This window comes from Patescibacteria group bacterium (genome assembly GCA_028692545.1).
GTDB lineage: Bacteria > Patescibacteriota > Patescibacteriia > UBA1558 > S5-K13 > STD2-204.
Genome location: JAQUXC010000002.1, coordinates 43,860 through 66,765 on the forward strand (window position 1 = coordinate 43,860; position 22,906 = coordinate 66,765).

At 27.6% G+C, this 22,906-nt stretch carries 26 protein-coding genes and 1 tRNA gene; 21 read left to right on the top strand and 6 right to left on the bottom strand.

The annotated features are described in order from the left end of the window. Window positions 1-26 precede the first annotated feature (26 nt). The 3 genes from amrB to tsaD are packed head-to-tail and all read left to right on the top strand — an operon-like array spanning window position 27 to window position 2,849. Window positions 27-1,415, top strand: coding sequence for an AmmeMemoRadiSam system protein B (gene amrB / locus PHZ07_01220; GenBank protein MDD3284194.1), 1,389 nt, complete (start codon window positions 27-29; stop codon window positions 1,413-1,415). Window positions 1,416-1,425: 10 nt separating this feature from the next. Further along, window positions 1,426-1,779, top strand: a complete 354-nt coding sequence (locus PHZ07_01225) for a hypothetical protein (GenBank protein MDD3284195.1) — start codon at window positions 1,426-1,428, stop codon at window positions 1,777-1,779. Between the two features lie 32 nt (window positions 1,780-1,811). Then, a complete protein-coding gene (tsaD, locus tag PHZ07_01230; protein ID MDD3284196.1) occupies window positions 1,812-2,849 on the top strand; it encodes a tRNA (adenosine(37)-N6)-threonylcarbamoyltransferase complex transferase subunit TsaD in 1,038 nt (345 codons plus the stop codon). 80 nt (window positions 2,850-2,929) lie between these two features. Here the strand turns inward: tsaD and PHZ07_01235 are convergent, their stop codons facing one another. Beyond that, a complete protein-coding gene (locus tag PHZ07_01235; protein ID MDD3284197.1) occupies window positions 2,930-3,292 on the bottom strand; it encodes a hypothetical protein in 363 nt (120 codons plus the stop codon). 135 nt (window positions 3,293-3,427) lie between these two features. On the opposite strand from PHZ07_01235, the gene PHZ07_01240 reads away from it, so the two are divergent. The 10 genes from PHZ07_01240 (at window position 3,428) to PHZ07_01285 (ending at window position 12,964) form a co-directional block, all read left to right on the top strand. Continuing rightward, window positions 3,428-3,583 carry a hypothetical protein gene (locus tag PHZ07_01240; GenBank protein MDD3284198.1) on the top strand — a complete coding sequence of 52 codons (156 nt, stop codon included), beginning with the start codon at window positions 3,428-3,430 and terminating at the stop codon, window positions 3,581-3,583. After that, window positions 3,576-4,001, top strand: a complete 426-nt coding sequence (gene tsaE / locus PHZ07_01245) for a tRNA (adenosine(37)-N6)-threonylcarbamoyltransferase complex ATPase subunit type 1 TsaE (protein ID MDD3284199.1) — start codon at window positions 3,576-3,578, stop codon at window positions 3,999-4,001. The genes PHZ07_01240 and tsaE overlap by 8 nt, the downstream gene beginning before the upstream one ends. A 176-nt stretch (window positions 4,002-4,177) precedes the next feature. Then, entirely contained in the window at window positions 4,178-7,315 is a 3,138-nt protein-coding gene (locus PHZ07_01250) for a class I tRNA ligase family protein (protein ID MDD3284200.1), read from the top strand. A 90-nt stretch (window positions 7,316-7,405) separates the two neighbouring features. After that, window positions 7,406-7,798, top strand: coding sequence for a hypothetical protein (locus tag PHZ07_01255; GenBank protein MDD3284201.1), 393 nt, complete (start codon window positions 7,406-7,408; stop codon window positions 7,796-7,798). 140 nt (window positions 7,799-7,938) lie between these two features. Continuing rightward, a complete protein-coding gene (gene rpmF, locus PHZ07_01260) occupies window positions 7,939-8,175 on the top strand; it encodes a 50S ribosomal protein L32 (protein ID MDD3284202.1) in 237 nt (78 codons plus the stop codon). Window positions 8,176-8,209: 34 nt separating this feature from the next. After that, window positions 8,210-8,659, top strand: coding sequence for a transcription antitermination factor NusB (gene nusB, locus PHZ07_01265; protein MDD3284203.1), 450 nt, complete (start codon window positions 8,210-8,212; stop codon window positions 8,657-8,659). 55 nt (window positions 8,660-8,714) lie between these two features. Continuing rightward, the gene (gene rnc / locus PHZ07_01270) at window positions 8,715-9,410 is read left to right on the top strand and encodes a ribonuclease III (GenBank protein MDD3284204.1); all 696 of its coding nucleotides are present in this window, start codon (window positions 8,715-8,717) and stop codon (window positions 9,408-9,410) included. 86 nt (window positions 9,411-9,496) lie between these two features. Then, entirely contained in the window at window positions 9,497-12,115 is a 2,619-nt protein-coding gene (locus PHZ07_01275) for a chromosome segregation SMC family protein (protein MDD3284205.1), read from the top strand. 164 nt (window positions 12,116-12,279) lie between these two features. After that, window positions 12,280-12,849: a 30S ribosomal protein S16 gene (gene rpsP, locus PHZ07_01280; GenBank protein MDD3284206.1), complete on the top strand. Its 570-nt coding sequence runs from the start codon at window positions 12,280-12,282 to the stop codon at window positions 12,847-12,849. Between the two features lie 40 nt (window positions 12,850-12,889). After that, window positions 12,890-12,964: transfer RNA gene (locus PHZ07_01285), tRNA-Gly, on the top strand. 31 nt (window positions 12,965-12,995) lie between these two features. Here the strand turns inward: PHZ07_01285 and PHZ07_01290 are convergent. The 5 genes from PHZ07_01290 to PHZ07_01310 form a co-directional block, all read right to left on the bottom strand. Beyond that, entirely contained in the window at window positions 12,996-14,069 is a 1,074-nt protein-coding gene (locus PHZ07_01290) for a site-specific integrase (protein ID MDD3284207.1), read from the bottom strand. A gap of 710 nt (window positions 14,070-14,779) precedes the next feature. Further along, complete coding sequence (locus PHZ07_01295) at window positions 14,780-15,163, bottom strand: hypothetical protein (protein ID MDD3284208.1); 384 nt, start codon at window positions 15,161-15,163, stop codon at window positions 14,780-14,782. Between the two features lie 87 nt (window positions 15,164-15,250). Then, window positions 15,251-15,478 carry a hypothetical protein gene (locus PHZ07_01300; GenBank protein MDD3284209.1) on the bottom strand — a complete coding sequence of 76 codons (228 nt, stop codon included), beginning with the start codon at window positions 15,476-15,478 and terminating at the stop codon, window positions 15,251-15,253. Window positions 15,479-15,489: 11 nt separating this feature from the next. Next, on the bottom strand, window positions 15,490-15,726 hold the full coding sequence (locus PHZ07_01305; protein ID MDD3284210.1) for a DUF5659 domain-containing protein: 237 nt from the start codon (window positions 15,724-15,726) through the stop codon (window positions 15,490-15,492). Window positions 15,727-15,882: 156 nt separating this feature from the next. After that, window positions 15,883-16,863 carry a hypothetical protein gene (locus PHZ07_01310; GenBank protein ID MDD3284211.1) on the bottom strand — a complete coding sequence of 327 codons (981 nt, stop codon included), beginning with the start codon at window positions 16,861-16,863 and terminating at the stop codon, window positions 15,883-15,885. 145 nt (window positions 16,864-17,008) lie between these two features. Here PHZ07_01310 and PHZ07_01315 point away from each other — a divergent pair, with 145 nt between their 5' ends. Genes PHZ07_01315 through PHZ07_01350 form a run of 8 tightly spaced genes read left to right on the top strand, consistent with a single transcriptional unit; the run spans window position 17,009 to window position 22,889 of the window. Continuing rightward, complete coding sequence (locus tag PHZ07_01315) at window positions 17,009-19,108, top strand: trypsin-like peptidase domain-containing protein (protein MDD3284212.1); 2,100 nt, start codon at window positions 17,009-17,011, stop codon at window positions 19,106-19,108. A gap of 17 nt (window positions 19,109-19,125) precedes the next feature. Further along, window positions 19,126-20,610 carry a hypothetical protein gene (locus PHZ07_01320; GenBank protein ID MDD3284213.1) on the top strand — a complete coding sequence of 495 codons (1,485 nt, stop codon included), beginning with the start codon at window positions 19,126-19,128 and terminating at the stop codon, window positions 20,608-20,610. A gap of 13 nt (window positions 20,611-20,623) precedes the next feature. Next, complete coding sequence (locus tag PHZ07_01325; protein ID MDD3284214.1) at window positions 20,624-20,863, top strand: hypothetical protein; 240 nt, start codon at window positions 20,624-20,626, stop codon at window positions 20,861-20,863. Between the two features lie 24 nt (window positions 20,864-20,887). After that, on the top strand, window positions 20,888-21,178 hold the full coding sequence (locus tag PHZ07_01330; GenBank protein ID MDD3284215.1) for a hypothetical protein: 291 nt from the start codon (window positions 20,888-20,890) through the stop codon (window positions 21,176-21,178). A 22-nt stretch (window positions 21,179-21,200) separates the two neighbouring features. Next, entirely contained in the window at window positions 21,201-21,578 is a 378-nt protein-coding gene (locus PHZ07_01335; protein ID MDD3284216.1) for a DUF3761 domain-containing protein, read from the top strand. Window positions 21,579-21,597: 19 nt separating this feature from the next. Next, a complete protein-coding gene (locus PHZ07_01340; protein MDD3284217.1) occupies window positions 21,598-21,852 on the top strand; it encodes a hypothetical protein in 255 nt (84 codons plus the stop codon). A gap of 12 nt (window positions 21,853-21,864) precedes the next feature. Continuing rightward, window positions 21,865-22,461, top strand: coding sequence for a zinc-ribbon domain-containing protein (locus PHZ07_01345; GenBank protein ID MDD3284218.1), 597 nt, complete (start codon window positions 21,865-21,867; stop codon window positions 22,459-22,461). Window positions 22,462-22,472: 11 nt separating this feature from the next. Beyond that, entirely contained in the window at window positions 22,473-22,889 is a 417-nt protein-coding gene (locus tag PHZ07_01350; protein MDD3284219.1) for a DNA translocase FtsK, read from the top strand. The last annotated feature ends 17 nt before the right edge of the window (window positions 22,890-22,906 follow it).

A 22,906-nucleotide genomic window follows, 5' to 3' on the forward strand; every position in this document is an offset into this window, starting at 1 on the left:
CCAGTTATACGACTGGACAAAACAATATGAATAAAAATGAAGAAAAAATTATCAGACTTCCAGCAGTTAGTGGTTCATTTTATCCATCTGACAAAAATGAATTAGGGACCATGATAAATAATTTTTTGAATAATACTGAAAACAAAAATTATAAAAATATTAGAGCAATAGTCTCTCCTCATGCAGGAATGATTTATAGTGGACAAACTGCAAGTTATGGATTTAAACAACTTGAAAATCAGAATATAGAAAAAGTAATAATAATTGGTCCAGTTCATAGTGAATATATAGATAATTTTGGACTTTCTCATGCTGATTATTGGCGTACTCCACTAGGAGATATAGAAATAGACAAAGAAATAAATTTTGAATTAGAAAAAAATGCCATATTTGAATTTACTGATTTAGCACTAGAAGAAGAACATTCACAAGAAGTACAAATTCCATTTTTACAAGTTGTAATAGCAAACAATTGGAAACTTGTTCCTATATTAGTCGGACAAGTAAATTCTGAAGAAATTATAAGTGCCTCTAAAATTATATCCAAATTATTGGATGATAAAACTATTATAGTAATAAGTACCGACTTGTCTCATTATTATAAAAAAGTCATTGCGAATGAAATGGATAAAAAATGTTTGGAATCAATAAAAAATTTGAAATATAATGAAGAATGTGAAGCATGTGGGGAAATTCCTTTGAAATTATTATTTGAAATTGCAAAAAATAATAATTGGGAATCGGAAGTGTTGCACTACAGTGATAGCGGAGAAATTACAGGAGACAAAAATGTTGTTGGATATGCTTCTGCAATATTTACAGGTGACTTGTCCACCGAAGCTTCAACGAAGGTGGAAGAAATAAAAAATTCAAATTATTCGAATGAAGACAAAAAATATTTATTAAATCTTGCAAGAAATACTATAGATTATGCTCTCAAAAATAATGGGGAATTGATGAAAGTTGATGAAGATAAAATTCCAAAAAATCTCAAACAAAAAAGAGGTGTTTTTGTAACATTAAATAAATATGATAAACTTCGTGGTTGTATTGGCTACATCGAAGCAATTGAAAAATTATATAAAGCAGTTCAGCTAAATGCAATTTCAGCTGCGTTTGAAGATACAAGATTTTCTCCCCTATCTCAAGATGAATTGAAAGATATAAAAATAGAAATATCAGTTCTCACAGTTCCACAAAAAGTAGAATTTGATGAAATCAGAAAAGATATTGATGGTGTTGTTTTGAAAAATGGCAAATATGGAGCAACTTATTTACCACAAGTTTGGGAAAATGTTACGGACGCTGATGAATTTTTTGGCTCACTTTGTCAAAAAGCAGGACTAGATTGGAATTGTTATGAAGATAATGATACAAAATTTTTTACATATCAAGTGGAAGTTTTTAGTGAATAAAACAAAAAAAATGAAAAAAATATTTTCAGAAAATACAGCTAAAATTGGAAAAAATTATAAACAATGGATTATTGGAAATAGTATAGATAAATACCCGGAGCTTATGTCTGATAATGTAATGATAAAATGGGGTAAACATAAAAAAGGTGAAAAAAGAAAAAATTTTGTTTGTGATAAAAATATGTTTACCGTAACAATTCTTGTATATGGAAAAATGCAACAAATATTTGAAAACAAAAAACTCCTACAAACAAAGGAAGGTGACCTTGTATATTATGCGCCAGGAGTTTATCACAAATGGATTGCACTTGAAGACTCACTTATTATAACAATTAGATCATTTAATAAAATAAAAACCCAATAAATAATCTTAATATCACAAATAAATTTATATATATGAAAATACTAGGTATAGAATCTTCTTGTGATGAAAGTGCATTATCTCTTATTGAAATTGATAAGAATAACAAGATTACACTTTTAAAAAATCTCATTTCATCTCAGATAGAAATTCATAAACAATATGGTGGAATAGTTCCAGAAGTTGCAGCACGATGTCATGCTGAGAATTTTTTCCCATTGCTAAAAAAATTAGATATTGATATCGCGCGTGATGTTGACCTAATAGCAGTTACTTATGGCCCAGGACTTATTACATCTCTTATTATAGGACTAGAACTTGCAAAAACACTTTCATATATTTACAAAAAACCATTGATAGAAATTAATCATATAGAAGCGCATATTTATAGTAATTGGCTTACTTATCCAGAATTATTTAATGAGAAAACAACTTTTCCAGCACTTGCCGTAGTAATCTCTGGTGGTCACACTCAAATATTTTTAATGAAAGATTATGGAAAATATAAACTATTAGGAGCTACAGTTGATGATGCAGTTGGTGAAGCATATGACAAAGTTGCAAAAATATTAGAACTTGGCTATCCAGGTGGTCCAATAATAAATAAGCTAGCCAGCGAATATTCTAAAAAACCAAGCTTTGAATTTCCTAGACCAATGCTAAACACAAAAGATTATAATTTTTCTTTTTCTGGACTTAAAACTTCTATATTATATAAGTGGCGTGACGACCCCTCGACTTCGCTCGGGCCAGGAAAAAAAAATAAAGTAATAAGTGAATATTGCAAAGCTTTTGAAAACGCGATCTGTGATGTACTTTCAAAAAAAATTATTAGCGCTGCAAAAAATTATAATGTAAAAAATATAATTTTAGGTGGTGGAGTAAGTGCAAATAGTTCTATAAAAAGTAGAATAAAAGCTGATGCTGAAAAATTAAGCATAAAAACATATTTTCCGGAACTAAAACATACCGGAGACAATGCTGCGATGGTAGCAGTTGCTGGGTATTTTAATAGAAATCGTGCTCGTAAAAATAATTTCAAAATAACAGCTGATTCTAATTTGAGCTTGTAAATATTTCAAATATATTTTTTAATTTTAAAAGGATGATGCTCATAGAACACCATCCTTTATATTCTGTTGAGACCAGAAAATTAGTATTTCCCGGTCTCAAACATTCTTTGTTCAATTCTATTGGCCCAAAGTTGGGCCTGTTCTTCATTAAGGGGCAATGTCTTCTCAAGCTTTTTAGACTTGTAATAACTACCCCTTTTTGTCACATGGGACTGACATACTATACTATCCTTGATAAAAATGACGTTGCCAGAGTAAGCTTCCGGCATCGATGACTCTTCAAATGTCTGAAGATATGCCGTCTTGCCATCAACAAATACCCACGGGGATTTTGGCTCAGACTTTGACGAACATTGACCAAGAAACATTAGTATCAATATAATTATAATGATACCAAGTTGATAGTTCATGGCAGAAATTTTTGTTTGTACTTCATCACTCATGATTCCTCCATATTTTACCTATTTTCTAGGATTTTATATATTCTATCTATATTAACATATATTTATGCAATTGTCAAGTATAACAGCCTCAAATCTCAATTGCCCAAACCCCCCATTTTTGTTATGCTTTATTGTATGAAATCAATTACATTATTAAAAATTAGCAGATTTAAACTATCATTTGCGTGGTATGATTTTTGGATTGGCATATATATTGATAGAGATAATAAAAAGTTATATATTTGTCCTATTCCAACATTACTTATTACTATAAATTTTGGAAATGACTAAACATATTACAAAATCACTAAAAGAAACCAGATTGCTTGGAAAAAAATTAACAAAAAATTTTAATTTTCATGTAATAGGATTAAATGGTGATTTGGGTGCAGGAAAAACTGCAATTACAAAGGGAATTGGTGGGTATTTTGGCATAGAAAATATTACAAGTCCAACATTCGTAGTAATGAAAATTTATAAAACGCTAAAAAATAATTCCAAAATAAAAAACGTAGTACATATTGATTGCTACAGACTCGAAACTTATGACGCACTTCTTGATATTGGACTTGAAGATTATATAAATGATGAAAAAAATCTTATAATTTTAGAGTGGGCTAATAAGATTTGTGACTATTTACCAAAAGAGACAATTTATGTAAACTTTAAACTAGGGACTCATGAAAATGAAAGAATAATAGAATATTAAAATTTTTGCACTTTGTGTTTTAGGGTAGTCACCTCGACCGATCCCGCAATGCGGGAGAATGGAGAGGTCTCGAAGTTATTTAATTAAATACAATTTCGAGGTTTCTCGACTTCGTCCCGCTCAGCGGGACTTCGCTCGAAACGACATAGGAAACAAAAATCATACAAAATAAACACATGAAAATAGAATTAGACAAAGCATACGAAGCGAAAAAATTTGAAGACGATATATATCAAGAGTGGCTAAACTCTGGATATTTTAATCCTGACAATTTACAAAAAAGAAATAATAAAAGTTTTTCTATAGTCTTACCTCCTCCAAATGTCACTGGACAACTTCATATTGGTCATGCAGCAATGCTTGCATATCAAGATTTAATAGTTAGATATCATAGAATGAGAGGTGATAAAACTCTATGGCTTCCAGGTATGGATCACGCTGCTATTGCAACACAAACTGTGGTTGATAAAAAATTAAAAGCAAAAGGAATAGATAGGCATGAAATTGGAAGAGAAAAATTTTTGGAAGAAGTAGATAATTTCGTACAAGAATCAAAAACAGTTATAAAAAATCAACTCCAAAAAATGGGCTCATCTCTAGATTGGTCAAGAGAGAGATATACAATGGACAAAGGAATTACCAAAGAAGTTCAACATGTTTTTAGAAAATTGTATGAAGATGGACTTATATATAGAGGCGAAAGAGTTATAAATTGGTGCCCACATTGTAAATCCACTTTGGCCGATGATGAAGTTGAGCATCGCGAACAAAATACAAAGTTATATTATTTCAAATATTCTAAAGATTTTCCTATCACAATAGCAACATCCCGCCCTGAGACAAAACTTGGTGATACTGCAGTTGCAGTAAATCCAAAAGATGAAAGGTACAAAAAATATATCGGAAAAACATTTGATATAACTTTTTGTGGCATAAAATTACATATAAAAATTATTGCTGATAGAAATGTAGATATGAATTTTGGAACAGGTGCACTTGGTGTAACGCCAGCTCACTCAGCAATAGATGCAGATCTTGCAAAAGAACATAATTTAAAAATAATAAAAGTTATAGACAAAGATGGAAAGATTTTACCAGGATTTGGAAAATTCTCTGGACTCAATACAAAAGAAGCAAGTAAAAAAATCATAGAAGAATTAAAGAAAAATAAGCTCATAGAAAAAATTGATGAATATAATAATAATTTATCAATATGTTATAGATGTGATACTCCAATAGAGCCAATGCCACTTGAGCAATGGTTTGTAAATGTAAACAAAAAAATAAAAAGTAAAAACAATAAAACTCTCAAACAATTATCAACAGAGGTTGTAAAAAATGGATCTATAAAAATTATTCCGCAGAGGTTTGATAAAGTATATTTTGAATGGATGAATAATTTGAAAGATTGGTGTATTTCAAGGCAACTTTGGTTTGGACACAGAATGCCTGTTTGGTACAAAGACAAAGAAATTTGGGTACCAAAAACTATTACAGAATTATATGTGATGAGACATGGGGCGACAGACTGGAATAAAGAAGGAAAAATCCAAGGAAAAACCGATGTTCCAATTGATGAAGACAATGTAAAAAATATAGAAAAAATTGCAGAAAATTTAAAGAATGAAAAATTTGATATTATAATTTCTTCAACACAAAAAAGAGCAAGACAAACAGCAGAAATAATAAATCAAAAATTAAATATTACTCTTCTTACAAATGAATTACTAGTAGAAAGAGATTATGCGGGATTTGAAGGAAAAGAAGCAAAGAAAGTTGCTAAAGAATATCCAGAATATAAAAATAATAAAATTAAATTTGATATTCCTGGAGAAGAAGAGAGCTACGATGATATGAAAAAACGTGTAGAAAAATTTTTAGAATACATTAATAAAAATTATAGCAACAAAAAAATACTTATAATAACTCACAATGCTGTTATAAGAACTTTTAATATAATTATCAATGAATTAAATGATGAAGAAGCTTCAAAATATAAATTACAACATGAAAAAATAGAAAAATATCAAATACTTGATGGAAAATATAAAATAAAAGACTGGAAACAAGACCCTGATACATTGGATACTTGGTTTTCTTCTGCACTTTGGACATTTACAACACTTGGTGGACCAAACAAAACAAAAGATTTGAAAGATTTTCACCCCACATCTGTAATGGAAACGGGTTATGATATATTATTTTTCTGGGTTGCAAGAATGATACTTCTTACAACATATATATTAGATGATATTCCATTTCACACTGTATATCTTCATGGGCTCGTAAGAGACAAAAATGGCAAAAAAATGTCCAAATCACTTGGAAATGGAATAGATCCGCTTGATGTAATAAAAAAATATGGAGCAGATGCCTTAAGACTTTCTATGATAATAGGATCAACGCCAGGAAATGATGTAAAATTGTATGATGAAAAAATATCTGGTTATAGAAATTTTATAAATAAATTATGGAATATTTCAAGATATATTCTTACAAATATAGAAAATCCTAAACTAATAGAAAAAAAACCAGAGGCTATTACACTTTCTGATAAATGGATACTAGATGAACTTGATAAAATAATTTACAATACAACTTTAAAAATAGAAAACTTTCAATTCTCCCCTGCTGGAGAAGATTTATATGAATTTACTTGGAACAAATTAGCTGATTGGTATATTGAAATTTCAAAATTAGAAAAATCCGCCGACGCTAAAGCTATGGCGGACAAGGATGAAATATTATTATATATACTTCAAAATTTGTTAAAATTATGGCATCCATTTACTCCATATATAACAGAAGTAATATGGAAAAATTTTAGCAATGAATTACTCTTGATACAAAAATGGCCTGAAGTAAAAATCAAGCTAAGCTCGAAGAAATACAAAGAAAACAAAAAGGTAAAGGATGAATTTTTTATAATACAAAATATAATAACTGAAATAAGAAAATTCAAAAATATAAATAAAATAGACCCGGCAAAAATTATCAATTGTCATATAGAATCAAAAAAATATGAAAAATTGATAAAAGAAAATTCAAAAATCATAGAAATCCTATCTAGAATAAAATTACAAAATAATTTGTACAAAGAAAAAATCCATATTCCAAATATAGATATATATATTGAAATAATTATAGATAAAAAAGAAACCGAAAAACAGATTATCGAACTAGAAAAATATATAAATACTCTTGAAACAAAATTAGCAAATAAACAATTCATAGACAATGCGCCAAATGAAATTGTAGAAGCTGAAAAAAAGAAATTAAGAGATGCAAAAGAATTATTAAATAAATTAAAATAAAAACACAAAACTTCGACCAAAAACCGAAGTTTTAAAATATTGACAAATTTCTATTATAGAATAAACTATACAATTACATTGGGAGGAAAGATGAATATAGTTAAAATTCTTATTGCCGATTCAAACGTAGTAAACAGAACAAAGTTAATTAGATTACTAAAAAAACTCACAGAAAATGATAATTGTTATCTATTATTTGACGAAGCATGTTCTGGAGATGAATGCATCAAATCAATCGCAAAAAAAGGAAATCCAAATCTCCTTATATTAGAAGATTTCTTCTATGAAAAAGAAAATGGTCCAAATATTGTTGCAAAACTCCGAATGAAAAGATCCACCAGATATCTTCCGATAATTGCTATTGGAAATGGAGCCAGATTAAAACAAGAATTTGAAGCAGTAGAGGTAAATGGATTTATAAATTTTTTAACGTTCAAACCAGAATCACTCTGGATAATGGTAAAAGATGCTATACAAAACTAAAGACCCTTGTTTTTCTGGGGTCTTTTAGATATATAAATATAATAAAAATAGCAATTATGAATAAAATTTTAAAATTGACAAAAGCTCGAAAATAAGCTAAAATCTTGATATAATATTAACAAAATAACAAATAAATATTTATGTCCGTACCAAAGAAACATCATACTTCGTCTGCCAGAGATCAAAGAAGATCACATCATGCACTTAAAAAAACTACTTTAGTACAATGTCCAAAATGCAAACAAACAATTGCACCTCATAGAGTTTGTAAATATTGTGGTTATTACAATGGAGAAGAAATAATAAAAATAAAAACTACTTTAGATAAGAAAAAAGCTAAAAAAGAAAAAGAAGCAAAAAAAGAGGCAAAGCAATAGCTCTCCTCTTTTTTTGTTATTAAAATAAAAATCTATGTCTAATAGACATCTGTCTAGAACAATAGTTTTACAAACACTTTTTACTTGGGACTTCAATAAAACCCCTGGGAATCCAGAGAAACTATTAGAATACATCACAAAAGAAGTTACTCCAGATATAGACAAAGATGAATTTGCAAAAATTTTATTAAATGGTGTTGTAACAAAATGGAAAGAATTAAATGGTTTAATACTAAAATACGCCCCTGAGTGGCCATTAAAACAAATAAACATAATAGATAGGAATATCCTTAGAATTGGTATATATGAACTAAAATATTCCAAAGAAATTCCACCAAAAGTAGCTATAAATGAATCAATAGAACTATCTAAAAATTATGGCAGTGATAATAGTAGTAAATTTATAAATGGAGTACTTGGATCAATATATAAAGAACTTGGTGGAAATATTGAAGATTTGGAAATAAAAATAGAAGAAGAATAAATAATATTCATTTAGCTGACAGCCATTAGCCTTTGCGGAGCTAAAAACAAATACAATGAAAGACAAAACACAAGAATTTGCAAAAAAAATAAAAATATCATTTAATGATATAGATTTATTAAAACAGGCTTTTGTACATAAATCTTTCTTAAATGAAAATCAAAATTTCAAATTAAAAAATAATGAGAGATTGGAATTTCTTGGAGATGCAGTATTAGAACTTATAACAACTGACTTTTTATTTCGTCAATTTCCAGAAAAACCAGAAGGAGATCTTACTAATATAAGAGCAAGTTTGGTAAATTCAAATACATTATCAGATGTTGCTCAAAATTTAGAGATAGATAAATATCTTTTTCTAAGTCGAGGTGAATCAAAGGACAAAAATAGTAAAGCTAGAAGATATATTATGGCTGATTCAGTAGAGGCTATAATAGGAGCGATTTATATAGACAAAAACTACGATGAAGCAAAGAAATTTGTAGAAAAAAATATATTATATAAAATAGATGAAATATTAGAAAAAGAATTATACATGGATCCAAAAACAAAGTTTCAAGAAAAAGCACAAGAACAATACAATATAACACCAAAATACAAACTAATTGGCGAAAAAGGACCAGATCACAATAAAATATTCACAGTAGGGCTATATATAGATGAAAAACTAATATCAAAAGCAGAAGGAAGCTCAAAACAAGAAGCAGAAATAAATGCTGCAATATTGGGACTTAAAAAACAAAACTGGTAAAATAAAAAAATATACAAATTCATACCAATATAACACAAATGATTAGTATAATTAGTAAAATTCGCATACAAAAATAAAACAAAACAATGTTCTTAAAGAAAATAGAAATCCAAGGATTTAAATCCTTTGCACATAAAACTGAATTACAATTTAATAGAAATCTCACGTCAATAGTTGGACCAAATGGTTCTGGAAAATCAAACATATCTGATGCTATAAGATGGGTTACTGGTGAACAAAGCCAAAAACTTCTTCGTACAAAAAAAGCTGAAGAGATTATTTTTGCTGGCTCAGACAAAAAAAGCAAATTAGGAATGGCCGAAGTAAGTATTTTTTTGGATAACAAAAACAAAAAAATTCCACTAGACTTTGATGAGGTTGTTATTACAAGACGAATTTTCAGAAATGGAGAAAGTGAATATATAATAAACAAAAATAAAGTAAGGTTATTAGATATACAACTACTACTAGCTAGAGCGAATTTTGGACAAGGTAATTATTCAATAGTAGGACAAGGAATGATAGATTCTATATTAAACCAATCCTCTGCTTCAAGAAAAGATTTCTTTGATGAAGCAACTGGTGTAAAAGAATATCAAATAAAAAAAGAAAAGTCACAAAACAAGTATATAAGCACTCAAAACAATTTAAAACAAAGCAATCTTATACTAAATGAAATTTCTCCTAGACTTAAATATCTTACAAAACAAGTAAATAAATTAAAGAAACAAGAAGAAACAAAAATTCAATTAGAAGAACTTCAAAACAACTACTACGGATTTATAATTTCTGAAATGAATACAAAAATAAAAGAAATCGAACAAAAACTCAAAGAAAAAAACAAAGAAAAAGAAAACCTTCAAATAAAACTTGAGCATGAACAATCTGAAATAGAAAAAGAAAAAAATAAAAATACTTATAGCAGAGAATTTTCTGATTTGCAATTGGAATATCAAAAACTTATAGATACAAGGAACAACTTATCACACGACAAGGTAGTTTATCAAGGAAAATTAGATATAGAATTTTCTTCCAATGGAAAAAGTAATCTTATTTGGCTTGGAAATCATAAAGAAGAACTTGAAAAAGAATACGATCAAAATGAATCTGAAATTACAAATGAAGAAAAAAATATAACATCCATACAAATTCATCTTGATGAAAAAATCGTAAAGCAAGAAAATTTTATATCAAAAATAAATGAAATAAAATCTCAACTAGAGGAAATATCTAACTCAAATACAAATAAAGATTCTATAAATATAAAAGAAAGAATAAAAAGATTAAATGATTCAATACAAAATGTTGTCAAAAACATAAAGAATCTCAGTAAAGATGAATTGGAAAAAGAGTTTTATTTTATAGAAAAAGAAGTTCAATATATAAATAAATCAGTCAATAATGAAAATTCAGATGTAAAGACAAAATATGAAGAAGTACAAAAGGAATTTAATAAATATCTAAGTAGTAAAGATTCTTTAGTAAATGAAATTTTTGAATTAAAAAATCAAAAAAATATAATAGAAAATAAATTAACTAATCTAAAAAGAAGACAAGAAGATATAAAAATTAAACTTAATAAAATAAAAATTGATATAGAAATATCTAATTCAGAAGACAAATCAAAAAATCAAAAACAAATAGAAGAAATGATAGGTGATATTGATAAAAAAACTGAAATTCTAAATGAGAAAATATCAATCTCAAAAAAAGAAATAGAAAATCTAGACAAAAAAAATCAAGAAAACAGAAACAAATTGTTTGATGCTCAAAAACAGGCACAATCAATACAAAATGCACTAAATATAATAAATTCAGAAATACAGGATTTAAATATAAACATAGCTAGACTTCAAACCAAAAAAGAAGATATAGACAACGAAATAAAATATGAAAATATAGATTTAGAAAAATTAAATTATAATGCAAAAGATATAGACAAAGATTACAGCTTATCTCAAATCAATAAATACAAAAATCAATCTGCTCAGATTGGAGAAATAGAAGAAAATGTAGAAGAAGAATACACAAAAGTAAATGAAAAATATGAATTTCTAGAAAAACAACTTACAGATCTAGAAGAAGCATCAAAAAATTTAAAAAGAATCATTGAAGATTTAGAGATAAAAATAGAAGAAAGATTTAATACGAATTTCAAAAAAATAAATGAGGCTTTTAATAAATATTTTCAAGTGCTCTTTGAAGGCGGAAATGCTGGTCTTGTTATAAAAAAAGAGGAAAATATAAAAACAACAAATACTGAAAATGAAAATAGTGAAGAAAATGAAGAAGAGAAAGAGGATATAGAAAATGAAGAATCAAATATATATAATGACAGAAAATGTATAGCTGATATAATAATTTCAGTAAAAATTCCAGGTAAAAAGCTCACAAGTATGAATGTATTGTCGGGTGGAGAAAGATCTCTTACATCAATTGCACTAATTTGTGCAATCATAGACAACAATCCATCTCCATTTGTAGTACTAGATGAAGTAGATGCAGCACTTGATGAAGCAAACTCTGAAAGATTTGCAGAAATAGTAGATATGTTAAAAAACAAAACCCAATTTATATGCATAACACACAATCGTGCCACAATGCATAAGTCAAATACATTATATGGAGTTACAATGGATGACAATGGAATATCAAAAATACTTTCTATAAGTTTTAATGAAGCAGAAAAATATAGCGAACAATAAAACTATAAAACTAAAAAAACTTATTATATAATAATTATATTACAAAATTGAATTACAAATATACTTGTAAAACCTCATCAATATTGACATAAATCACAAAATGCGATATTATACTCCCAAGCGTCACGGCTCAAAAATTTATTAAATTTAATCTAAAATAATGTATGTTAAGTATTAGATTCAAAAGAGTTGGAAGAAAAAAAGCTCCATCCTATAGAATAGTTGTAATGGAAAAACAAAAAGATCCATGGTCAAACTATATAGAAAAGCTAGGATTTTTCGATCCAAAAACCAAAGAAACAGTATTAAAAGAAGACAGAATAAAATATTGGCTTAGTGTTGGAGCACAAGCTTCAAACACAGTAAGTAATTTACTTCTAAAAAATGGTATTATCGAAGATATAAAGAAAAAAGCTGTAAAAATCAGCAAAAAAAGACAAACAAAAATAGGTGATAAGAAAAAACTAGAAGAAGAGACAAAAGCCAAAAAAGAAGCAAAAGCTATAGCAGATGAAGAAGCAAGAGTTATGAAAGAAGCAGAAGAAGCAAAAACTAAAGAAGTTGTAGTAGAAGAAACACCCACTCCTGAAGAACCAAAAACTGAAACTACAGAATCTACCCCTACTGAAGTTGCAGAAAATAAAGAAGCTCCTATTACTGAAAAACCTGTAGAAGAAATTCCAACTAAAGATTCTGTTGAAACATCAAAAATAGTAGAAGAAAAAACTGAATAATTTCACATTTCCACCAGGTCATTCGACCTGATGGAATTAAGCGAGTATCGTATAGTGGCTATTATACGGCCTTGCCAAGGCTGAGAGACGGGTCCGATTCCCGTTACTCGCTCCATTAAAGACGCCTATTTATGGGTCTTTTTTGTTTATGGCAAACAAATTGTGGCCATATTGTGGCCAATATTATATTTCTGTTCACTTAAAGACCTTATTGCATCAACTGTCGCAAGTGGTCCAAGATGAGAATATCTCATTGTAGTTTTAACATCAGAATGCCCCAATAACTCTTTTACAACAAGTATTGAAATTCCTCTTTGAACTAAATGAGAAGCAAATGTATGTCTTAAATTATGCCATCCTATTTTTCTTAAACCACTTAACTGACAGGCACTATGAAGTTTGTTTAGTGCCAAATTTGAAGTATAAGATTTTCCATTAACATTTGGGAATACTAAACCTGTTTTTATAGATCTGGCTTCAAGCATATCAAGAAGTTGTGGTGCAAGAGGGATATATCTAATCTTATTACTTTTTGTGCTCCCAATTAATCCTCTGGTAATAGAACGACGAATAATAATTTTCTTATTCTTAAGGTCAACATCACTCCAATCAAGGACTGCCAATTCCCCAAATCTTAAACCAGTCATATAAACCATCAGAATCATTTCTCCTATTATTTCATTTGCGCCAATTAGAAGTGAAGATAACTCTTCATTACTTAGAAAATCAAATTTCTGTGGTGGAACATTTAATAACCTCATTTTTGGAACTTGATTTACACACTCCCATTCTTGAGCCGTCTTAAGACATTTACTTAGAATTGTTAAAATATTGTTGATTGTCTTTGGACTTAATCCTTCCTCAAGTTTCTTTGCTTTGAACTCCTCTATCTTCAGCACACTTATCTTGTTTAGTGGGAGTTTACCAAAAAAAGGAATTAAATGTTTATCAAGAATATACTTTTTTCCTACTTGCTCAGATGGTTTATTATTATTCATTACATAGGTTTTATGCCATTTATATGAAAACTCTTCAAATAATGGAATCTTAATCTCTTTTACTTTTTCAACTATCTCTTCACCACGAGCTAATTTCTGTCTAATCAAAGACTCGTAAACTTTGGCCCCAGCAAAGCTATTTTCAGGACTAGGCATTCTATATCTTATTCTATTGAATCTAAAACCTATCCAATATTTTTTTCCTCTCTTAAAAATACTCATATTCATTTTGAGATTACGTTGACTTGGACATTGTCTAAATAAGCCAGAACATCTTCTTTCTTAAATCTTAAGCTACCACCAATTTTGTAAAACTTGATTACTCTTTGATCTACCAACCTATAAACAGTTGGAGTAGAAATACTAAAAAATTTAGCAAGATCAATTGGTGTTAAGAATGGTTTATTTATAATTTTGTCCAAATCTTCAATCATTTTATTGTTAAGGAACAATATTGGTGAGATAAAAACCTCTATCTCTGGACAATATCATCCTATCATTTATTAACCTTAATTTAAAGTTATTTTATAGGTTAATTTTAAGTTTTCTTAAATATTTATAATTTAGAATTTTTAGAGGAATTGACTATTAATTGATAATTAATTTAATTTTTAATAGTATTTTTTACCTGTTAATTTACAGGAAAAGCAGATAAATTTATTTTTGCTGTTAACTTGCTGATAAAACAGCATTGATTACCTGATATTTATCTGATAAAGCAGATAATTTATACTATCATTTATTTATCCTTTGTTAATCAAAATAGATAATTACAATATAAATATTCAATTTTGTAAAGATTTCTATTTGATATAACAAGTAAATAACATATAGTCACAATACAGTAATAATATATTTATTTATCTTATAGGGAAAAACTATATAGTAACTGTATCTATTCTGTAACAATATATAGTTACATTGTTACTATACTAGTTATTGAACTTTATATTCTCAATTTCGAGTTCTTCTTCACTGTTATCTTGTACCTTAAATTTCTTCTTATAATATTCCTGTTGGGATTTTTTAAATTGTATTATTATTGCTTCCTCCATTTTTTTCCATTCTTCCTTTGGTTCTAAAAAAAACATTGGTTGATAACGCCCTGCAAAATAAGAAGGTGGCTGTATCCATATTTTGTCTCCAAACACATTATCATATTCAGAGTCCATAATTCTAAATCCTTTAATGTTGATATTCTTATATCTTAATATTGCCGTGGCTTTTAACTTACCTTCATCTTTAATTTTAATAATGACTTCTACATCATTAACATTAATTAAATTTTGATCACTTTTTTCATTTTCATTTTCCATATTTTTTTGCTTTATTTGAATTAATTATTTAAAAATGTAACTATATTCATTTCTTTAATTTAAATATCTATAAACGTCTATATACCCCTAAAATTTGTTGTCGTCAGATGGTTTTGAAAGACACTCGAGATAAAATAATAATTGCTTAACCTCATTTTTTACATAATCATCTTTTTCTACTAATTTATAAAACCAACGATGAATTGTTTGATTACTAAATCCTTGATCTTTAATTGCTTCTACAAAACAAATATATGAGTTCCAATATGGATTTCTTTTTTGTATTTTATTAAGTCTTCTTTCTAGTGATTTCATAATGTTATTAATTATTCTTTAATATAAATCAAATTTTTAATCTCTTTTATTAAACTAAAAAACGCTATTGGCTCAACCAATAACTCTTTTTTCCAAAATCCTTCTATTAATTTGTCTAAATCATTTTCTCTCTTGAAATAGAATTGGACTCTTAATGGATTTATTTTGTCTATTCCCTCTATTTTGCAACCAAAATAGCAAAGAACTACACAAAGACTCAAATCACTTGTTGAAAATAAGTTTTTCATATTAGTCTTTTTCCTTTCATATAATTTTTATTAATATTAATTTTCTATTCTTCTTATGTAGGTATATTGTGAAATTTCACAAAATACAAAAAAATGGCTTGAAATAGCCATTTTTTTACAATTCTAAGTCTAAAAACTATATGTTTTTTTCACAGATTACACATCATCTACACCTGGTAAATATTGTTTTTTTGTATTTTTTGATAAATACCGTTTTTCTATATCTTTAAAACCATATATTTCTCCATTTCCACGTAAACTCTGTTCAGGATATATTTCAAATTTAGTTTCATACCCCCCACGCTCTTTAGTTGGATAAAATGGATCATCATCTATGGAAAAATAATTTTTTAAAACTTTAGATAATTTTGATTTAATTTGTCTAGTTTTTTCATTATAATTTATACCAAAACACTCCTTATTTAAATTAAACTTTCCTTTATTTATAGAAAGCATTTTTAAAAAAAGCCATTGTTTATTTGGTTTTTTACTTTTTTGATGACATAAACACATTTTTTCAGAATTCGTTTTTTCTAAAAATTTATTTTTTACATATATATTTATATCATCTCCATTTAAAAAATTAATCCTTATATCTTCCCATCCAGTACCCTCTGGAAATTTTTTTGATATTTTACAATTTTTTTCAATCTTTCTTGACTTTACAGTAATAAATTTATTTTCTAATTCTTCCTTATATTCTATTAATTTTTTTATATTTGGCTTTGTAACTACAAAACACGTATTTCCTACACGTTCTACACTTTCAAAACACCTCTTTTCTTTAAGTTTAATTAAAAGACTATAACGTTCCACAATAGTCATCAAATTTTCTTCAATACCTAAATCATATGCTTCCATTTCGATTCTTTCTCTCCCTTCACGAGCTATACATTTTTCAATAATTTTGTCCATCATATAAACAAGTTCGTCTTTGTCACTTTTACTAATACGTTCTATTCTTATTCTTTCACGACTTTCTCGTTTTTTATCATTCTCTTCCATTCGTTGTTGATATGCACGATTCTCTTGTTCTTCTACGTCTTTAGAGCGAAGAAATTGATTAAATCCCAATTCTTGGAGGGTATGTTTATTATTTTGTCCTAAACTATTAGTTAAATTATTATTTTTTTTCATATAATCTTCATATTAATCTATATTAAACTTAGCTGAAATTGATTTATTTTTCAAGATTTCAAGTTGATTTTTGTTAACAAAATTAACTTTACCCTCATAAATAAAGGAGGTATAATGGAAATATCTATAATTAAAAAATAAATATATGAAAAAAACATTTTTACTCCTTATAGTGTTTTTATGTCTAGGAGCAATACCTTATAATTTTAGTAATGCTGTTACACAAAGTCAAATTAGTTCTACGGTTCAAATTGTATGTCCAGATAATTATGGAAATTGGTTCAGTGGATCGGGAACGATAATAGACCAGAAAGGAATTATTTTAACCAATAAGCACGTTGTTACAGATGAATATGGTGGAATAATAGATACTTGTTTTATAGGATTTGTTGAATCAATAAGTAAAGAACCAAATTTTGGAACAGAAATAAACCCTAATTTAGCTGAAGTAAAATATCATACCACTTCTCAGGATATGGATGTAGCACTTCTATACCTAGACAATCCTACTAATAAAACATATACATATGTTGATATTTGGAATTCTAATTCTGATAATTTAAAATTTGGAGATAAGATTGAAGCTGTTGGGTTTCCTGGAATTGGTGGATCCACTATAACATACACATCTGGTGATTTTAGTGGTTTTGGTAGTAACTCTGATGGAACACAAAATTATATAAAAACAACAACTCCACTAGAACATGGAAATTCAGGAGGATCTGCATATAATTCTACGGAACAATTTATTGGTATTCCAACGATGGTTGTAGCTGGCACATTGAATTCATTAAGTTATTTGTTATCTGTAAATAGTATTAAAAATTGGTTATCTGAAATTTTAGGGAGTCAATATCAACAAGGTATTGTAGAACAGGAACCCATTATAGAAAGACCGACTACTAGCATTCAAAATGATATCACTCCACCGAATTTTAACTTGTCAGGTCAGCTCTGTTATTGGGTCTATGAAGATAATTATGATTTTATAGGAGGAAGATGTTTTCCAAAAAATTTAGGAAAATTAGAACCATATAATCATATACAATTTATATTATTTACTGAAGATCTATATAAAATTGATCCTAATGGGTTAGCAAAGACATATTATTATTTTGATACAGTTCCACATAGTAAAATTGATAATAATGTTATTAAATATGTGCCAAAGTATTTGAATTCAGCACAGACTACACTTGCTCTAACGGAAATTATTGATATAGATAGCCCTGGTAAATACTACCTTACCTTTTTTGGGGAAGATAATCTTGGTAACGTTTCTAGTCCGTATATTTATGAATACGAATACCAACCAGAAATTTTTAAAACGATAAAAAATTTATATTTTTACAAAGATTCTAATAAAAAACAGCCATTAAAAGCTTACAATGTAGATTTTGATAAAATTGACCAAGGATGGATGTGGGAACCTTTAGAGTGCTACACTAGATTAGATAATATTACTGTAGATTGGAAATATCCAGTTGTTTATGAAGGGTATTCAACAAAGAAAATAAATAGTTTTACAGATTTTGGGGGTACTAAATTTACTGGGAATTTACAAAACTCTAACCAATATACTATTACAAATATATCTAATGGAAAAATAGTTCAATGGAAAGAGAATCACTATCAAAACGGATTGTCACCCGAAGAACAAATTTACCAGAAAAGTTTGTCTCCTCATAACAATATATATTATGAATTTTATATGAATCCAACAAATAGTAATATTGTTGAATTAGAACATAAACATAGATTTTTAAAATTGATATATAATGAAAATCTTGAACAAGACTTATTATGTAATGATAACTTAGTTTTTGCAGAGACAAATGATTATCCAATTATTGTAGACCAGGGATTATCTAATCGTTTAAAAGGTAAGTTACTTCTTCAGGTAAACCAAGGAGGTAGAGTTTGGTATGTAAATCCAGATGATGGTAAAAGATTTGAAGTAACCTTTGCTAATGCATTACCTCTATTTGAAAAATTTGCTCTTGGAATATCTAATAAAGATTTAGAAAAAATTTCATTACACACTAATAATTGGACATCTGCTACAGGGAATAGATTGAAAGGAAAATTACTTTTACAGGTAGAAGATGGCGGTAGAATTTGGTATGTAGATTTTGATGGCAAAAGATGGGAAGTAACTTGGGCTAATTTAATGACTTTATTTGAAAGTTTGTCATTAGGTATTACAAACGATAATCTAAATAAAATAGAAATTGGGAGTTTATAAATAATAATTTTAAATATATGAAAAAAATTTATATTCCTTTATTAATCTTATCATTTGTATTTATCATATTACCACAAAAAATAAAAGCATCTGGATGTATGGAATATGGAATGTGGGCTTATGAAGATTTTACTGGTTATTGTAAGTGTATGAGTGGGTATGTATGGGGTAAATTTATGGGTCAAGATTATTGTATTTCTGGTGGTTCATATTGTTATGATAAATATGGTTATGGGTCACAATATGATTCAATCTCGAAAAGCTGTGAATGTAAAAATGGATATGTATGGGATGATGGTTTATTTGGTAATTCAACTTGTGTATCTTGTTCTAGTAAATACGGTTTTGGTGCGACTTCAGATTATCTAGGTAGTGGCTGTAAATGTATGAGTGGATATGTATGGGGTAAAAATTTCCTCGGGGAAGATTATTGTGTTTCTGGGGATTCAAAATGTTCTAGCCTTTATGGTTACGGTTCAGAATATAATTCTATATCTCAAAAATGTGAATGCAAAAGTGGATATGTTTGGGACACTAATGCATCTAACGATTTAATATGCATATCTTGTTCTAGTAAATACGGTTTTGGGTCAGAATATGATTCACTCTCAAAAAGTTGTGAATGCAAAAGTGGATATGAATTATCCTATAAAACTTTTGGTAGCGGATTAGAATGTATTAGTTGCTCTACTAAATATGGTTCTCATTCCTCTTATGACTATATTACTGAAAAATGTAAGTGTAATGACGGATATACATTAGATTCAGATAATAAATGTGTTGAAAAACAAAACAACGTTTATTTTATATTAAAAGAACTTGATGAAAATAATGATAAAGCAATTATAGAAAATGAATATACAAGCTCACGATATTTAGTAGAGTATGGAATTGGATGTCTTTTAATAGACAATTATGTAGACGAAAAAATAGTTATAAATCTAGGAACAGATTTTAATATTGATGTATGGGATAAAATAGTTTTACAAAATGATAATGATACTTGTTCTATTTTAGATGTTTCTAATGTTAATTATAACTATAGTTTAAAAGAACAAGATAGTAGTGATGATAGTATATTATATACAATTCCACAAAAAATAGAGCCTAATACTAAAATAGACAAAACATTATCCAAAAAAATGAGTGGGAAGTTACTTTTACAAGTTGAGGAAGGTGGTAGAATTTGGTATGTGGATACAAAAGAAAATAAAAGATATGAAGTTATTTTTGCGAATGCCTTGGCTTTATTTGAAAAATTATCCATTGGAATAACGAATGCAGATCTTGATAAAATATCAGACAAAAAATCTACGACATTAGGTAATTCAAATAAAGGAAAATTATTTTTACAAGTAGAAGAAGGTGGGAGGATATGGTATATAGATACAAATGGATTAAAACACGAAGTAACATTTGCAAATTTAATGAATTTATTCAAAAGCCTATCTCTTGGTATTACAAATGAAAATCTTGATAAAATAGAAATTGGAAGTTTATAAATATATTAAATATATGAACATTAAATTATTTTTTATTTTATTCTCATCAATCTTAATTTTGTCTGGTTGCACAACAAATAGCGCTAGTAATTATGATACAGTGAGTCACCCCACCATAGAAGAAAGAGAAAGGGATGATTCCAGATTCGAATTGTGTAGTAAGAAATGTGCTGGACTTGATGCTAAAAATTGTATGAACAGTGCTGGTCAAGCAAGTTGTCCATATTCTGATTGTCTTGATGAGTGTTTCTAAAAAAACTTTAAAATTTATAATAATATGAAGAGGATATTAAAATTCATTAAAAAAGATATAAAAAATAATTTACGATTTTATATAGTCGTAATATTTTTAATAATAGGATTTTTGTTATTAAACTCGGCTATAGAAGATTTACAATGGTCCACTAATAAAACATATCGTGAGTGTAGAAATGCTCAATCTTATTGTGTTGAAGCTCAATCTAGTTGTTCTGGTTGTGAAGATACTATGTATTATTGTGATGAAGCTCAATCTAGTTGTCAAAATGCCGAATCGATGTGTGAGAAATGTGAATATTATAGCTGGTAAATCTCATATTGATATAAAAGATATGAAACCAATATTTAAAAAAAGGATACATCTATTGTTAATACTTATATTTATTATTCCATTTTTAAGTGGATGTGATGAGGTTATGGATAATACAAGTTATCATAATAATTATTCACAGCCACCAGCTATAGAAAATATTGTAAAACAAGAACAACCAATAAAAAATGTAATACCAGAAGTTAATACAGAAACTAATAATAATTTATCCAATGATAATCATTACACGAATGTAGATGGTAATAAGGTTCATTCACCAGCATATTCTGACACTATTCCAGTTGGTGCATCAGCAAAATGTAGAGATGGGAGCTATAGTTTCAGCCAACATAGAAGTGGAACTTGTTCTCATCACGGTGGGGTGGCTAAATGGTATTAATAATTAATATATAAAATATATGAAAAAAATAATAATTTTAATAATAGTGTTATTAATTCTAGGAGTTGCTGGATTTTTCTTTTATGAAAAACAAAAGGAGCGAAAATATGAAAATTGTGTAAGTGTTTGTTGTTCTGGTAGCGAAGTTTATGAAAATGGAGATTGTTATACTAATATGATTCATAATGCATCTACCGGGGAAATAATTAAAGAATATTCATTAGCGGTCACAGACAAAGAATGTAAAAATATTTGTATACAAAAATATAAATAATAAATAAACCATATGTTTTGTCATAGATGCGGAAAAGAGTTATTAGAAAATGCTAAATTTTGTTCTTCCTGTGGAACAGAGGTTCATCAGATAGACAAATCAAAAAATAACAATCAAACTTCTACTCAACAAAAAGGAGGAAAAATTTCTGGACAAAAAATATTTAAAATAATTGTTATAATAATTCTAATTTTAACGTTTATTAGCCCGTCTATATCACAAAAGCAAATTGCTTTATTAGATGGAGTAATTAATATAACTATTTGGGCTATTATTTTATATATAATATCACTTTTTATATCTCCACAAACAAAATCTTTGAAAGCAAAAAATAATGAAATAAAGAAAGAAATAGCAAAAGAAGATAAAGAAATAAAAGAACTAAAAACAAAATTATTAGAAAAAGAAGATTTATTGGCAATATTATATGTATATAGTTTAATTATAATATTTTTTATTATAATAATTTTACTTGTATTATTAAATAATTTTAACAGAAATCTTCTTGCAGTAAATATAATTCTTTTAATAATTATCATAATTTTAATGATATTTATTAAAAAAATAAAAATAGAGACTAATTTAATTAGACAACAATTAAAAAAATAGAAGAATAAAGTATGAAAATATTTTCAAAAAAAGAATTTCCTTATATTTTAACATTGTTTAGCATTTGGATTTTTGCCTTAGCTTACTATTTTCCAAATTTTCCTGCTAACTTTCCAGCTGGTGCTGGAAGAATAAAAATATATAATTATAATACAAATTATCTCAAGTTGATATCTGTGATATTATTTACAATAGGATTTTACATATCAATTAGAAGAAGATTATTTCCTAAGACTATAGATGAAATCGCAGAAGAATCATATGAAAAGGCTAAAAAAATTGTTGTAACTTTTAATAAGATATCTGCTACTGCTATACAAAGAGAATTAAAAATTGGTTATGCAGCATCTGCTAGATTATTAGATATGTTAGAAGATAATGGAATAATCGGACCAGCTAATGGTCCCAGACCAAGAGAAGTTTTATAAATAATTTGGTAATAATA

Bases quoted from the DNA above. Each gene is read 5' to 3' on its own strand.
- PHZ07_01305 (MDD3284210.1), bottom strand. From the start codon at position 15,726: ATGAAAAACTTATTTTCAACAAGTGATTTGAGTCTTTGTGTAGTTCTT.
- rnc (MDD3284204.1), top strand. From the start codon at position 8,715: ATGAAAGACAAAACACAAGAATTTGCAAAAAAAATAAAAATATCATTT.
- PHZ07_01335 (MDD3284216.1), top strand. From the start codon at position 21,201: ATGAAACCAATATTTAAAAAAAGGATACATCTATTGTTAATACTTATA.
- nusB (MDD3284203.1), top strand. From the start codon at position 8,210: ATGTCTAATAGACATCTGTCTAGAACAATAGTTTTACAAACACTTTTT.
- PHZ07_01345 (MDD3284218.1), top strand. From the start codon at position 21,865: ATGTTTTGTCATAGATGCGGAAAAGAGTTATTAGAAAATGCTAAATTT.
- tsaD (MDD3284196.1), top strand. From the start codon at position 1,812: ATGAAAATACTAGGTATAGAATCTTCTTGTGATGAAAGTGCATTATCT.
- PHZ07_01250 (MDD3284200.1), top strand. From the start codon at position 4,178: ATGAAAATAGAATTAGACAAAGCATACGAAGCGAAAAAATTTGAAGAC.
- PHZ07_01320 (MDD3284213.1), top strand. From the start codon at position 19,126: ATGAAAAAAATTTATATTCCTTTATTAATCTTATCATTTGTATTTATC.
- PHZ07_01310 (MDD3284211.1), bottom strand. From the start codon at position 16,863: ATGAAAAAAAATAATAATTTAACTAATAGTTTAGGACAAAATAATAAA.
- PHZ07_01325 (MDD3284214.1), top strand. From the start codon at position 20,624: ATGAACATTAAATTATTTTTTATTTTATTCTCATCAATCTTAATTTTG.
- PHZ07_01275 (MDD3284205.1), top strand. From the start codon at position 9,497: ATGTTCTTAAAGAAAATAGAAATCCAAGGATTTAAATCCTTTGCACAT.
- PHZ07_01295 (MDD3284208.1), bottom strand. From the start codon at position 15,163: ATGGAAAATGAAAATGAAAAAAGTGATCAAAATTTAATTAATGTTAAT.
- PHZ07_01315 (MDD3284212.1), top strand. From the start codon at position 17,009: ATGAAAAAAACATTTTTACTCCTTATAGTGTTTTTATGTCTAGGAGCA.
- amrB (MDD3284194.1), top strand. From the start codon at position 27: ATGAATAAAAATGAAGAAAAAATTATCAGACTTCCAGCAGTTAGTGGT.
- PHZ07_01255 (MDD3284201.1), top strand. From the start codon at position 7,406: ATGAATATAGTTAAAATTCTTATTGCCGATTCAAACGTAGTAAACAGA.
- rpmF (MDD3284202.1), top strand. From the start codon at position 7,939: ATGTCCGTACCAAAGAAACATCATACTTCGTCTGCCAGAGATCAAAGA.
- PHZ07_01300 (MDD3284209.1), bottom strand. From the start codon at position 15,478: ATGAAATCACTAGAAAGAAGACTTAATAAAATACAAAAAAGAAATCCA.
- PHZ07_01350 (MDD3284219.1), top strand. From the start codon at position 22,473: ATGAAAATATTTTCAAAAAAAGAATTTCCTTATATTTTAACATTGTTT.
- PHZ07_01240 (MDD3284198.1), top strand. From the start codon at position 3,428: ATGAAATCAATTACATTATTAAAAATTAGCAGATTTAAACTATCATTT.
- rpsP (MDD3284206.1), top strand. From the start codon at position 12,280: ATGTTAAGTATTAGATTCAAAAGAGTTGGAAGAAAAAAAGCTCCATCC.
- PHZ07_01235 (MDD3284197.1), bottom strand. From the start codon at position 3,292: ATGAGTGATGAAGTACAAACAAAAATTTCTGCCATGAACTATCAACTT.
- PHZ07_01225 (MDD3284195.1), top strand. From the start codon at position 1,426: ATGAAAAAAATATTTTCAGAAAATACAGCTAAAATTGGAAAAAATTAT.
- PHZ07_01290 (MDD3284207.1), bottom strand. From the start codon at position 14,069: ATGAGTATTTTTAAGAGAGGAAAAAAATATTGGATAGGTTTTAGATTC.
- PHZ07_01340 (MDD3284217.1), top strand. From the start codon at position 21,598: ATGAAAAAAATAATAATTTTAATAATAGTGTTATTAATTCTAGGAGTT.
- tsaE (MDD3284199.1), top strand. From the start codon at position 3,576: ATGACTAAACATATTACAAAATCACTAAAAGAAACCAGATTGCTTGGA.
- PHZ07_01330 (MDD3284215.1), top strand. From the start codon at position 20,888: ATGAAGAGGATATTAAAATTCATTAAAAAAGATATAAAAAATAATTTA.